Consider the following 13,956-nt stretch of genomic DNA (forward strand, 5'->3'; position numbering starts at 1 on the left):
TCTATAACTAAATCTTGGAATATAAAAAAGCCTGCATTCAGCAGGCTTCTCTTTATTTTAGTAATCAGACATCTTTACGACGCATGTGTGGGAATAAAATTACATCACGAATACTTGGCGCATCTGCAAAAATCATTACCAGACGGTCAATACCAATTCCCTCTCCGGCGGTTGGTGGCAGGCCATATTCTAAAGCTTCAATGAACTCTGCATCATAGTGCATTGCTTCATCATCACCTGCATCTTTTTCTTCAACCTGAGCCTGGAAACGCTCTGCTTGATCAATCGGGTCATTCAGCTCTGAAAAGCCATTGGCCAGTTCACGACCACCGATAAAAAATTCAAAACGGTCTGTAATATGAGGATTATCATTATTACGGCGTGCCAATGGAGAGGTTTCTGCCGGGTACTCAGTAATAAAAGTCGGCTGGCGCAGTTTGGTTTCTACTGTTTCTTCAAACACGATTGTTTGCAGCTTACCTAAACCAAAACCAGCTTTCACCTGTTCTTTAAGTTCTTCACGAACAAATTTTGCCAAGAATTCCCGGTCATTAACATTCTCTGGTGTAAATTCCGGATTATGCTCAAGAATGGCATCAAACATCGAGATTTTCTTGTATGGCCCTTTGAAGTTAAAAACTTCTCCCTGATAAGGCACATCGGTTGTTCCCAGAATATCGAGCGCCAGTTTTTCCAGCATATTCTCGGTCAGTTGCATCAGGTCTTTATAATCTGCATAAGCCTGATAAAACTCGATCATGGTAAATTCCGGATTATGTCGGGTCGATACCCCTTCATTACGAAAGTTACGGTTAATCTCAAATACTCGTTCAAAGCCGCCCACAACCAAACGTTTTAGGTAAAGCTCAGGCGCAATACGTAGAAAGAGTGGCATATCCAGCGCATTATGGTGAGTTTCAAATGGACGTGCTGAAGCACCACCAGGAATGACATGCATCATCGGCGTCTCAACTTCCATGAAACGCTCACTGTTCAGGTAACTACGGATGCCTGCAACAACTTTGGCACGAATTTCAAATGTTTTACGGGTTTCTTCGTTAACAATTAAATCCAGATAACGTTTACGATACTTAACTTCAGTATCGTTTAAACCATGAAACTTATCAGGCAATGGACGGAGCGATTTGGTGAGTAATTCAAAATGTTCGATATGAACATAAAGATCTCCTTTACCTGAACGCCCAATGTAACCTTGTACAGCAATAATATCACCAAGGTCCAAGCCCTTAATGCTTGCAAGAGTCTGTTCATCTAATTCTTTACGTGCAACATAAAGCTGAATACGGCCAGTCATATCCTGAATGACAATGAAGGAGCCACATTCAGCATCACGCGCCCTGCTACAGACACATAAACTTTTTCACCAGCTTCAATTTCTTCTTTGGTTTTGCCAGCAAAAAGATCCTGTAGATCCTGCGCATAATGTTCACGTTTAAAGGTATTTGGCCAAGGACTCTTACCAGTCTCTTCGGCCTGCTCTTTGATCTGTTTTAGTTTGGCATGACGCTGTGCAATTAAATCGTTTTCGGAAATAGTGTGTTCAGAAGTCGATTGAGCGTTATGTTGCGTCATCTCTGCCTCGATTCAAGTATAAAAAGAAGTCACATAGCATAGCAGATTGGTTACATTTTTCGTATGCCTTGCATCACGCTAAAGCAAAATAATTTTATCAATGCATTTTACTTAGACTTTGATCTAATCTAGACCAATAGCTAACAGCCAAGCGACAGGCGCAAAATTAAACTACCTACCGGAAGGGACAAGAAAAGATAACGGATATCTTGGATATTTCTGGATAGCGATTTGAAGTAAATTAAATGAATAAGTGCACATTAAAGATATTATTTATGCATGGGCTGGATTCCTCACGGGAATCCACCAAGTTCCATGCACTTCAGTCAGAAAATAAATGCTGTATTACAGTGGATTATCGTAATCTGAACTATCAGACAGTTGCTCACTTTTACCAGGAAATAATCCAGAAAATTCAGCCAGATGTGCTGGTAGGACATAGCCTGGGTGCGTACTGGGCATTAAAGATGTCGGCCTTATTCAAGCTACCGGCACTGGTTGCCAATCCCAGTTTAAAACCACAATTCCGGACAGATTATCCATCTATTAATGAGACAGATCTGGATTCTGATGCACCCAAAATTGCATATCTTGAACTGGGTGATGAAGAGCTGAATATGCTGGAAGCACAAGAATATCTGGAACAGTTTATGCTGGTTGAAGCAGTAGAAGGTGGTTGTCACCGCCTGTCTAATCCGGATAATTTAAATCAGCTGTTGCATCATCTGGAGAACCATTTTTTACAACCTATTTGAATTATCCGGCTTTATAAGAATAAATTTTAGGCGACTTGTGCTTCAGGCTGGGTACGTTCATCCAGAACAGACCAGATATTAACTCCTAAATCACTATGTAAATCTGGCAGGTCAAGTAAAATACTTGCTCCAAGAATATGATGCTGACATTTTTCAGCAAGCTGTTTTACAGCTTTTAAAGTACCGCCTGTAGCCAGCACGTCATCAACAATAATAACTTTCTGTGGTGCAATACCATCAGCCATTTCCAGACGGTCTACGCCATACTCAAGACTATAACCAACACCCACTACTGGAGGCGGCAATTTGCCAGCTTTACGCACCAGTAATAAACCTTTATTTAAACGCTGGGCTAAAAGACTGGCCAAAACAAAACCACGTGCTTCTACCGCCAGGAAACTGTCGACTTCATTTAGTGCTTCAGCCGGAATGCTAGCAATTAAAGCATCTGTTAAAGCGGCAATATTCTGCATGAATAAAGGTGTCAGGTCGTAAAAACATATACCGGGCTTAGGGAAATCTTGTACCGTGCGGATATGAGTCCACAATGTTGTATGCAAACTGGTCATGGGAGAGAATCTGGAAAAACGAAAAAGAATGCATGAATTTTATGCTTTTATTCAGGTTATAGCCAGTTATCTAATGCAGAATATTTAATAATCAAAAAAATAAAAAATATAAGTGTCTGAATTTAATTAATTTTAATTAAAGGTATTTTTAAATAAAATTTAACCTATCTTTAAAATAAATGAATCATCGCTGCCTAGCTAGTAGACTATGGTCTTATTATCTACGCTTCTGCTTTTTTAGTCTCATGTCTGTTATTAGATATTTTATTAAAAATAATGAATGATCCTATATTTGATATTTGATAATTTTTAAAACAATTAATATTTTTATATCCTTACAGATTCAGTCATTTAGGAATAGATAGTACAAAATATTGCCTGTTTGCCCCTCCTTTTGACCTACTCTGCCATTACCTCAGTTTTCAAACTGGTTAAACTCCAGTATTTGCTTTACTTTGACTGCTGAACAGCGTAAAAATTTATGGCAAGATGAACATTCCTGAATGTTTATAATTTTAAAGATTTAACAATAGCTGCTTGTTTTTCCTGCCAGGTCTTTTGGCCCAGCAGTTTTGGAGATACAGATGAAGAAGTACCAATGCATCGTTTGTGGTTGGATTTATGACGAAGCTCAAGGTTGGCCACAAGATGGCATCGCACCGGGAACAAAATGGGAAGATATTCCGGATGACTGGACCTGCCCGGATTGTGGGGTATCTAAAGCAGATTTCGAGATGATCGAAGTTTAAATAATACCAAGACCATGCCCGACATGGTCTTTTTTACATCGAGCATAATTTATTGAACATGGAGAAAAATATGGACCCTATCGTCATTATCGGCTCAGGGATGGCAGGCTATACCCTTGCACGGGAGTTCCGTAAATTAAATACTGAACAGGAACTTGTGATGATTTGTGCCGATGATGCAGTAAATTATGCTAAACCGACTCTTTCAAACGCCTTGGCAGGTAATAAATCACCTGAACAGATTCCATTGGGTGATGCACAGAAAATGGCGGCCCAGCTCAATATGCAGATTGAGACCTTTACTTGGGTAAAAGAAATTCATCCTGAGCAGCATGAACTGCTCATTGAAAAAGATCAGCAGTCCCGAAAGCAGAAATATTCCAAGCTGATTCTGGCCGTTGGGGCTAATCCGGTTCGCCTGAATATTGCCGGGAACGCCAGTGAAGATATTCATGTCGTAAATTCATTAATCGACTACCGTACATTCCGTGAAAATCTGTCATCGCGTAAAGATAAGCGTGTTGTGATTTTAGGTGCGGGTCTAATTGGCTGTGAATTTGCCAATGACTTGCAGCATACCGGACACGGCGTTACTGTGATTGATCTGTCCTCACAACCGCTTGGCCGTTTATTACCTCAGCATGTGGCCAGTTCATTCCAGCATAAACTGGAACAGGCCGGTATCAAGTTTGTGTTTAATACTACTGTAGAGCAGGTTAATAAAATTGAAAATGATGACTATGTTGTGAGTCTTGCAAATGGAAAAGTATTGGAGGCTGATATCGTGCTTTCTGCAATTGGCTTGCAGCCAAACCTTGAACTGGCGAAAGCAGCCCAAATTCAGACCAGTCGCGGTATAGTTACAAATGGCCTGCTGGAAACCAGTCAGCCTGATATTTATGCCGTAGGTGACTGTGCCGAGGTAAATGGAACCCTGCTCCCTTATGTCATGCCGATTATGCAACAGGCACGGGCTCTGGCTAAAACCTTAAATGGCGAGCATACTCACGTCCATTATCCGGCTATGCCCGTTGCAGTAAAAACTCCGGCTGCCCCTCTTACTGTTCTTCCTGCCCCTTTAGATATTGAAGTCTCCTGGGAAAATGAAGAGCTTGAAGATGGTCTGATTGCCAAAGCTGTAGATGCTTCAGGAACATTACGCGGTTTTGTTTTACTTGGTCCAACAGCAGGCAAGCAGCGCCTGAACCTGGCAAAACAGGTACCTGACTTGATTCCGCCTCAAGTTTAGCGCATAAATAAGCAGAGTGATTTTCAGTCAATACCGCTGTTTCGGGAGATAAGTGGTTTTATGAATAGTAATTTTCAACTTAAAGCTTCACCTTATTCTTCTTTTATGCATGAAACTCGGGTCGATTTAGGCAACGGAATCGAACTTCATGTAGAAATTGGCGGTAAACCTGAACATCCAACTATTCTGTTAATTATGGGACTAGGTGCGCAGCTTTTATATTGGCCGGATTTCTTTTGTAAATCATTAATTGACCAAGGTTATCGGGTAATTCGTTTTGACAATCGCGATATTGGACTTTCATCAAAGATACGTCATAAAGGACCACGTTTAAATACTTTTAAGCTGATGGGACGTTTTGCGCTTGGTTTACAGAATCAGGGAGCACCTTATACCCTCTATGACATGGCTGATGATGTAGCTTTACTGCTTGAAAGAATAGGGCTGGAAAAAACCTATGTTATCGGTGCTTCAATGGGTGGTATGATTGCGCAGATTCTTGCAGCACGCTATCCGGATAAGGTCGAAAAATTAGGCTTGATGTTTACCAGCAATAATCAGCCTTTGCTTCCCCCTCCTTTTCCAAAACAGCTGTTTAGCCTGATTGGCAAGCCTGAAAGCAATGATGAAGAAGGAATTATTAGTCATAGTTTGAAGTTATTTGAGATTATAGGATCTCCCGGCTATATTAATCAGGTTGAAGCCATACAGAGTGCACGTAAACTATATCAACGGAGTTATTATCCAGCGGGTGTACTTCAACAGTTTTTAGCAATATTATGTACAGGTTCATTGCTAAAGCTGGATAAACAGATCCATCAGCCCACATTAGTGATCCATGGATCACGTGATCGTTTACTTCCACCGAGCCACGGCAAAGCTGTTGCGAAAGCAATCCCAGGCGCTAAGTTTGAATTGATTCATGGAATGGGGCATGATATTCCGCCGCATTTTATTCCTAAACTTAGCAGTTTATTTGCTCATCATTTTAATCATACACATTAGGACACTATGGCTGCATTACCCTCTTTAAGACAGCTGTCATATCTTGTAACACTGTCTGAAACGTTGCATTTCACTGAAGCAGCGCGCCGTTCATTCGTAACTCAGTCCACTTTATCGGGCGGAATTATGGAGCTGGAACGTTTGCTTGGTGGGGTTCTGGTAGAACGTGACCGCCAGAATGTACGTTTAACTCCCCTGGGTGAACAGGTGGTCGCACGAGCGCGTGTATTGCTGGCCGATGCTCAGGATTTAATGCGTTTAAGCCGTGAAATGAGCGAGCCGTTGACTGGTGACCTGCATCTGGGCATTATCCCAACCATGGCACCTTTTCTATTGTCACAGCTACTTGAAGAAGTGCATAAACAGTTACCCAAGATTCAGCTACATCTGCATGAAGCTCAAAGCGAGAAAATTGTAGAAAAGCTTGAACATGGTAATCTGGATATGGTTGCTCTGGCTCTACCGTTTGATACCCGTAATTTGAAAGTGGCTGAAATCGCAAAAGAAGATTTGTATCTGGTTTATCATAAGGCTGACCAGAAAGCAGCCAATGCAAACAGTCTGCAAGATCTGGATCTGTCGCGACTGATGCTGCTTGAAGAAGGCCACTGCTTACGTGACCATGCTTTGAGCGCCTGCCCGATTGGTGAGCGTAAAAATGATAGTCGCCTCAAAGCCAGCTCATTACCTACATTGGTAGAAATGGTATCTTCTAACTTGGGCTTTACTCTGCTTCCTGAAATTGCCATTCATAATAATATGATTAAGTGCAATGAAGAGTTGATGGTGAAATCGATTGAGGCGGCGCCAAACCGTACGCTTGCACTGGTTACCCGTAAAAGTACGCCATTACAGAGCGAGTTCGACGTCCTGTTACAGATTTTTCAGAAAATCAGCAGTGAGTTACAAGCTTAGGCTCATGTCTGATCATTTTATTTAGTGTAAAAAGGAGCCTTAAGGCTCCTTTTTTATCATGATTGAAAAATCTCCAGTAGCGTCTGCTGGGCATTGTAAGGTACCTCACCTTCAGCCAGCTGGGCACGATGCCACTGCCCGTTGCCCTGTAATATCCATGCCTGCTGGTTATCTTTAAGATAGGTTGCCAGCCCCTGTTCATAGATACGTTTTTTCAATGCTGGATCTTCGATAGGGAAACAGGCTTCTACCCGATTAAACAAATTGCGGTCCATCCAGTCGGCACTGGAACAGTAAATACGCGGATTGCCATTGTTTGAGAAATAATAAACCCGTGTATGCTCCAGAAAACGCCCTACAATAGAACGAACCTGAATATTCTCCGAAAGGCCTGGCAGTCCCGGACGCAAGCAGCAGATAGAGCGAATAATCAGGTCGATCTTGACCCCAGCCTGTGAAGCCTCATACAGTTTATTAATAAGCTGCATTTCAGTTAAGGCATTGACCTTTACGATAATACGGGCTTTTTTCCCAGCTTTGGCATTGGCAATTTCTTCTTCAATATAGTGAATCAACTGCTGATGAAGTGTAAATGGGGCATGCAGCAGCTTTTTCAGCTTGGCCATTTTACCCATTCCAGTTAATTCCTGGAAAATACGGTGTACATCTTCACAAAGCTCTTTGTCAGTGGTCATCAGGCCATAGTCAGTATAAATCCGTGCATTGGCTGCATGGTAGTTACCTGTACCCAGATGTACATAACGCACCAGCTTGTTGTTTTCACGGCGAATAACCAGAATCATTTTGGCATGAGTTTTATAGCCTACAATGCCGTATACCACTACCGCACCTGCCTCCTGCAGGACATTGGCTACCTCAATATTGGATTCTTCATCAAAACGGGCACGCAGCTCGATCACTGCGGTTACTTCTTTGCCATTACGTGCAGCTTCTGCCAGAACCTGTACAATTTCAGAATCCGGTCCAGAACGGTATAGAGTCTGCTTGATGGCCAATACCTGCGGATCTCGCGCTGCTTCACGCAGCAGATTAATTACCGGTGCAAAAGATTCAAATGGATGGTGCAGTAAAATGTCCTGTTTCTGCATGGCAGAGAAAATATTTTCCGATTTTTTTAGGACTTTAGGAATTATCGGGGTATGCGAATTATAGCGTAGATGAGGACGTTTAAAGTTTGACAGCAGCCGGGCTAGATTGACCGGACCATCCACTTTATATAACTGCTCCTCATCCAGATCAAACTCATTTAGCAGGTACTCATAAATATGTTGTGGACAGTTTTCAGTTACCTCCAGACGTACTGCACGGCCAAACCGTCGCGAGCTCAATTCGCCTTTAAGAGCTTTAGCCAGATCTTCCACATCCTCATTGAGTGCCAGATCGGCATTTCGGGTCACACGGAACTGGTAACAGCCGGTAGCTGTCATACCGGGGAACAGGTCTGAAACATGTTCGTGAATAATCGCAGACAGCATGACATGATGCTCTTTACCACCAGTCAGTTCATCGGGTAAACGAACTACACGCGGTAATGACCGGGGGGCAGGAACAACAGCCAGATCAATCTGCCGGCCAAATGCATCTTTACCTTCCAAGGTGACAATAAAATTTAAGCTTTTATTTACCAGTCTTGGGAATGGATGCGCTGGATCTAAACTGATAGGTGTAAGTACTGGAGCAACCTGCTCCTGAAAATACTTTTTGACCCAAGCGGATTGGGCAGGTGTTAAATCACCACGGCGCAGAAAACAGATATCTTCTTCACGCAGCTTGGGTAAAATTTCCTGATTTAATATCCGGTACTGGCGGGCAATGGCCTCATGTGCAGTTTTGGAAATGCTTTCCAGGACCTGTTTGGGAGTTAAACCGTCAGGACTGCGGCTTTCATTTCCCAAGTACAGCTGCTCCATAACTCCAGCAACACGGATTTCAAAAAACTCATCCATATTACGGGAAAAAATCAGCAGAAAATTCATACGCTCCAGCAAGGGATGTATCGGGTCAACAGCCTGCTCCAGTACCCGCAGGTGAAAGTCCAGAATGGACAGTTCACGGTTAATGTAGCGGTCATTATATGTATATTCTGAAGGACTGGCTGGAACTATACTATTCATGCTGCAACCTATACGAATGAGAACTGATATATTTCATTCAAGTATGCGTTAAAATTTTGACAATTTCATAAAAAAAAGCCCAAAAAATGGGCTTATCTTTAAAAAATTATTAAGGAATATGGCTATAGCGCATATATTTACTGATCATGCGCTTGCGATACTGTAATTTCCGGTCATTCCGGTTTTCATCATAGTATTTCGGATTTGGTAAAAGTGCAGCCAGAAAAGCGGCCTGTTCACGGCTTAGACTATGCGAGCTTTTACCAAAGTAATGCTGGGTCGCAGCTTCTACCCCATAGATATTTTCCCCGAACTCAACCGAATTCATATAAACTTCTAAAATACGCTGTTTGGTCCACATACGCTCCATCATCCAGGTCGCGATAGCCTCCTGACCTTTACGTAAAAAAGAGCGTTTATTGTATAAAAACAGATTTTTAGCAAGCTGCTGGGAGATAGTCGAACCACCGGCCACCACTTGCCCCTTTTCTCCGTTACGTTCAATAGCGTGTTGGATGCCATCCCAGTCAAATCCATGATGCTGAAGAAATTTGCCATCTTCTGCAGCGACAATTGCATGTTTAAAGTAATCGCTGATCTGGTCATAGTCACGCCACTCATGCTGGATAGGCTGACTTCGATCTGCCCAGTAATCTAGTCGCATAAACATGGTGGTTTCAACCGGATGGGTACGCCACCACACCAGACTGCTAAAAATCCAGAGTTGTACTAAAAGAAACAGACTGACAAGAATTAACAAAGTGCGAACAATAATAGCTTTCATGTCAGAGAGTTACTCCTGTATTCATTTTTTTTCGTGTTAAGCTGTCTTCGACCATATCGTATCTGTTTTTAAAAAAGCATGTCGAACTATTCACCTTTTCCGGTTCAATCCAATACGCAGCTTTGGTGGTGTACAGCGCTTCTGATTGCAATCAATGTCGGGTTGTTCGCCTGGCAGATTTTCGCTGGTGTTGATATTACCCAGCCTGAGATCATTGATGCAATCCGCTGGGGTGCTGATTATGCACCTTTAACCTATTTAGAGGAACCTCAACGGCTATTCACCAGCATGTTTTTTCATTTTGGTCTGATCCATCTTATGTTAAACATGTGGGCCCTCTATATCTTTGGCAGTGTGGCTGAACAGCTGTTTGGACGGTCCTATTTTATAGGTTTATATGTACTGGCCGGTCTTATGGGAAGTCTGCTCAGCGGCTATATTGATGTTCAAAATACATATAGCCTGCTGAATCAGTTTGAACCCGAGCTATTGCCACGTGTAGGTGCAGGCGCATCGGGCGCAGTCATGGGTCTGGGGGCAGCCTTGGCTATACTATCTTTATTACCAGTACTGCCCCGACAGCAGTTTATTCTGGACCGAAAATCATTATTGCTGGTTATGGGGCTTAATCTGGGCATGGGTTTTATGATTAGTGGCATTAATAACGCAGCCCATATCGGCGGCATGTTGATGGGTATACTGTTAGCACTGCTCTGGTATCTCAGCCAGCGTTTACGTGTCAGCGTTATAGGGGGAATGGCTGGCCTATTGATAGGTGCAGCATGCTGTCTGGCCTTGTATCAGTATAATCTGGAGCAGATACAGCAGATTCAGCCCCTCTGGCAGGAAATTTTAAGCCAGATGAAAAACCAGCTTGGCTTTTAAACCAGGCTGGCATTTATCTAAAAACTTTTACTGATTAATCGAGCGCAGACTCTCTAATGGTGGAATATCACAGAGATAGCTCAAGCGATATCGGCCAATTATGGCACATACGACTGTCATGACAAGTGGTAGACACAGCCAGATTTCAGCATGTAACTGTATCGGCAACTCCATACGGTAACTGGCAATTGCACTGATCACCTCTGCAAACAGACAAGCGACCGCTCCGGAAATAAAACCGATTAATCCAATTTCCAGACTCAGCATCTGTTTTAATTTATGTTTTGAACTGCCAAAAGAACGTAATAGTGCAACTTCCTGCTTACGTTCGTCCATCAGCAGGTTTAGACATGCCAGCAGTACCAGAAAACCAGAGATACTTACCAGTACTGCCAGTACAGTAATAATCTGTACCAGAACATTTACCAGCTGTTTAACCTGTTCCAGAATCATACTGACATCAATAAAAACCGTATTCGGGAATTGTTGAATCAGATTAACCAATTTAGGCCTGTCTTCTTCAGGTACATAAAAACTGCCCAGATAACTGCCTGCATTTTCATCTATTGTGTCTGGTGAAAAAATAAAGAAGAAATTAGGACTTAAACTTTCCCACTCAACGGTTCTCAGATTAATGACCCGGGCTTTTAACAGGCCTTCTGGCAAACTAAAACCCAGCTCGTCCCCGACCCTGATTCCTAACTCTTCTGCTGTTTTTGCTTCAACTGAAACCTGTCCAATCCGGCTAAATGAAGCAGCTCCCTGAATAATCCGGTTATCTGCCGGATATTGCTTTGTCTGGGTAAGATTAAGCTCACGTTGCAAGGAGTTACTTTTCTGAATAAGTTCACTTGAGAAAGGCTGACCATTTTTCTCAGTCAAACGTCCCCGGATATTTGGATAAAGTGCTGTTCCAGCCCAGCCATTTTGTCGAACCTGTTGCTGAAATGGTTCAAGGTAAAAAGGAGGCAAGCCATAAACGAACTGGTTCGGTGCATCTACAGGGAGTTGCTGCTGCCAGCGCTCTAGCATATCGGTACGCAATACGGCCAGCACCGTGATCAGGCTTAAACCCAAGGCCAGCGCTGTTATTTGCAAAGCAGTCTGATAGGGTGTACGCACATAAGCTGAAATCCGGCCTTTTGCTGCTTTTAATATTTTTAGAATAAGCCAGACTAAGCCGTAAAGTACTGTACATAACAGGATAATTGCCAGCATTACCCATGCCGTCAGTCGCAGATTTTCTGTGAGTACCACACTGAAGATCACCAGACTTAATAGCCCAGTGGAAAGCATGACCAGAATGGAGATAACCGATTTTTCCTGCTGACGAATCACCCGAATAGGGGGCGTATTCAAAAGTTGCCATAAGCTTGGTCCGATAAAACCCAACAACACAATGGCACTGGTAAACATGGCTACAGGCAACGGGCCCTGTAGCATGGCCAGTGCCGAAAACTGGATGTTCAAATTAGGGATGAGCTGCAGCATCAACTGAAGCAAGCCATAACCAAGTCCAATTCCCAGTATTGCACCAAAACTGATGGCAATTAGCATGATAATCACCAGCAGTATAAGATAAGCCCATAAAATACTATGTTTGGAAGCACCCAGGCAGCGCAGCAGCGCCAGATGGTCCTGGTTTTGCATGACGTAGCGTTGGCTAGTGAGCGCGATAGCAATACCGCAGAGTAAAATGGTAAGAATATTTGCCAGTTGCAAAAAGGTATCCAGATTCTCAAGCGGTTTCATCAGACGTGTATTGGCTTCACCCGCATTACGCAACTGCAGGCTGGTAGTTTCCCCTGCCTGTTCTGTATCAATTTTATTTTTCTGCTTTTGTCCGGTGAGCTGTTCAAAACCTTTTTCAAAAGCTTGTACCTGTTGCGGTGATCCGGCCATCAATAAACGGTACTGTACCCGGCTACCCACCTGAATAGCTTCTGTACGTGCGATATCTTGCTGGTGAATAATGACAGTGGGTGAAAATCCCGAAAATCCTAATTCCTGATTGCTGTCTTTAACAATTTTTGCTGCAACGTTAAAACTGCCATCTGCAACCTGAATCTGGTCACCTACTTTTACCTTTAATAGTTCCAAGGCACGTGGGCTAAGCCAGACTTCTCCCGGATTGGGAGTTTGAGCAGCAGAGGTACTCTGCAGTTCTCCTCTCAAAGGAAAGGCCTGATCTATGGCCTTAACATTAACCATAACAAACTGGTCATCCGTATGAGCCATTGAGCTAAATACAGTAATCTTTGACTGTGCCAAACCCAGCTGCCGGGCCTGCTGGAACCATTTTTGCTCGAGCGGCGCGGTATCACTTAGCACCAGATCAGCGGCAAGCATTTCCGCTGCCTGTAAGGCAACTGCCTGCTGTACCTGCTGATTACTGAATTTAACTGCGGTTGTGGCACTGATGGCCAGAACCAGTGCAATGATCAACAGATAGATACCACTACTACGAAAGCTCTGTGTTAATAGCGGTTTAAGCACCGGACTTAACATGGGTATCTCCTGAAGTCTTTTCAATCAGATCGCCATTCATCAGTTCGAAGTGACGCTGGCACTGTCGGGCAAGTTCAGGGTCGTGAGTAACCAGTACCAGTGTAGTGCCCAGTTCATGGTTCAGTTCAAACAGTAACTGCTCAATTTCTTCAGCTGTCTGTCCGTCGAGGTTGCCTGTTGGCTCATCGGCAAAAATGATCGCAGGCTCACTGATGAGTGCCCGTGCAATGGCAACACGCTGCTGCTCGCCGCCCGAAAGTACTTTTGGAGTCTGACCGGCCTGTCGCTCAAGCCCTACCCTTTTCAGAAGTTTTAAAGCCTTTTGCTCAGCTGTCTGGTAATGGAAGTCTGGCTGTAACCTGAGTGGTAACATCACATTCTCGACAGCAGTTAAGGCTGGCAATAACTGAAAAGACTGAAAAATAAAGCCAATGTATTTCAGGCGCACCTGAGCACGCTGCTCTTCATTTAACCGATGAACTTCTTCTTCGCAGATAATCAGTTCACCAGAACTGGCCTGATCCAGTGTTGCCAGAATACCCAGCAATGTCGATTTACCCGAACCAGAGCGACCTGTAATAGCCACCTGCTCTCCCGGCATAATCTGTAAATTAACCTCTTTTAGAATTGTTAAATTTTGATGCGGCAGTTGGATGCTTTGTGTGATCTGCTGGGCAGAAATAATCGGTTGTGGCATGATGGAAGATCGCAAATTGGCCTGAGTCATAAAATTCCTGATATGCAAAATCGAAAATTGTGGTCTTTAATTCTTAAACGTCTGGCTATTGCAGGCTTGGCTGCAGTTCCGC

At 43.3% G+C, this 13,956-nt stretch carries 11 protein-coding genes and 1 pseudogene; 6 read left to right on the plus strand and 6 right to left on the minus strand.

The genetic code is table 11. From position 1 onward, the window contains the following. Positions 1 to 64: 64 nt before the first annotated feature. Positions 65 to 1,593: pseudogene (gene lysS, locus J502_RS06025) on the minus strand (lysine--tRNA ligase). A 245-nt stretch (positions 1,594 to 1,838) separates the two neighbouring features. Between lysS and J502_RS06030 the strand changes: the two are divergent. Then, a complete protein-coding gene (locus J502_RS06030) occupies positions 1,839 to 2,348 on the plus strand; it encodes a YqiA/YcfP family alpha/beta fold hydrolase (RefSeq protein WP_005404380.1) in 510 nt (169 codons plus the stop codon). Between the two features lie 26 nt (positions 2,349 to 2,374). On the opposite strand, the gene J502_RS06035 is transcribed toward J502_RS06030, so the two are convergent. Beyond that, positions 2,375 to 2,917 (minus strand): adenine phosphoribosyltransferase, encoded by a 543-nt coding sequence (locus J502_RS06035; RefSeq protein ID WP_005027299.1) that lies wholly within the window; start codon positions 2,915 to 2,917, stop codon positions 2,375 to 2,377. 584 nt (positions 2,918 to 3,501) lie between these two features. On the opposite strand from J502_RS06035, the gene rubA reads away from it, so the two are divergent. The 4 genes from rubA to oxyR all read left to right on the plus strand — a co-directional run bounded on the left by rubA (position 3,502) and on the right by oxyR (position 6,835). After that, positions 3,502 to 3,666, plus strand: a complete 165-nt coding sequence (gene rubA / locus J502_RS06040; protein ID WP_005019074.1) for a rubredoxin RubA — start codon at positions 3,502 to 3,504, stop codon at positions 3,664 to 3,666. A 70-nt stretch (positions 3,667 to 3,736) separates the two neighbouring features. Then, positions 3,737 to 4,915 carry an NAD(P)/FAD-dependent oxidoreductase gene (locus J502_RS06045; protein ID WP_005027302.1) on the plus strand — a complete coding sequence of 393 codons (1,179 nt, stop codon included), beginning with the start codon at positions 3,737 to 3,739 and terminating at the stop codon, positions 4,913 to 4,915. A gap of 60 nt (positions 4,916 to 4,975) precedes the next feature. Next, positions 4,976 to 5,920, plus strand: a complete 945-nt coding sequence (estB, locus tag J502_RS06050) for an esterase EstB (RefSeq protein WP_005406870.1) — start codon at positions 4,976 to 4,978, stop codon at positions 5,918 to 5,920. 6 nt (positions 5,921 to 5,926) lie between these two features. Then, complete coding sequence (gene oxyR / locus J502_RS06055; RefSeq protein ID WP_005019070.1) at positions 5,927 to 6,835, plus strand: LysR family transcriptional regulator OxyR; 909 nt, start codon at positions 5,927 to 5,929, stop codon at positions 6,833 to 6,835. A gap of 56 nt (positions 6,836 to 6,891) precedes the next feature. Here oxyR and ppk1 read toward each other — a convergent pair whose 3' ends face one another. Both ppk1 and mtgA read right to left on the minus strand, forming a co-directional pair. After that, positions 6,892 to 8,970, minus strand: a complete 2,079-nt coding sequence (ppk1, locus tag J502_RS06060) for a polyphosphate kinase 1 (RefSeq protein WP_005019069.1) — start codon at positions 8,968 to 8,970, stop codon at positions 6,892 to 6,894. Between the two features lie 109 nt (positions 8,971 to 9,079). After that, positions 9,080 to 9,754 (minus strand): monofunctional biosynthetic peptidoglycan transglycosylase, encoded by a 675-nt coding sequence (gene mtgA / locus J502_RS06065; protein ID WP_005019068.1) that lies wholly within the window; start codon positions 9,752 to 9,754, stop codon positions 9,080 to 9,082. Between the two features lie 78 nt (positions 9,755 to 9,832). Between mtgA and J502_RS06070 the strand changes: the two genes are divergently transcribed. Then, positions 9,833 to 10,639 carry a rhomboid family intramembrane serine protease gene (locus J502_RS06070; RefSeq protein ID WP_005027306.1) on the plus strand — a complete coding sequence of 269 codons (807 nt, stop codon included), beginning with the start codon at positions 9,833 to 9,835 and terminating at the stop codon, positions 10,637 to 10,639. 27 nt (positions 10,640 to 10,666) lie between these two features. On the opposite strand, the gene J502_RS06075 is transcribed toward J502_RS06070, so the two are convergent. Together J502_RS06075 and J502_RS06080 are read right to left on the minus strand one after the other, a co-directional pair. Further along, positions 10,667 to 13,147, minus strand: a complete 2,481-nt coding sequence (locus J502_RS06075) for an ABC transporter permease (RefSeq protein ID WP_034683401.1) — start codon at positions 13,145 to 13,147, stop codon at positions 10,667 to 10,669. After that, positions 13,128 to 13,874, minus strand: coding sequence for an ABC transporter ATP-binding protein (locus J502_RS06080; protein ID WP_005406883.1), 747 nt, complete (start codon positions 13,872 to 13,874; stop codon positions 13,128 to 13,130). Before J502_RS06080 ends, J502_RS06075 begins: the two co-directional genes overlap by 20 nt. Positions 13,875 to 13,956: the final 82 nt, after the last annotated feature.

The organism is Acinetobacter sp. 1294596 (assembly GCF_000582925.1).
GTDB lineage: Bacteria > Pseudomonadota > Gammaproteobacteria > Pseudomonadales > Moraxellaceae > Acinetobacter > Acinetobacter radioresistens.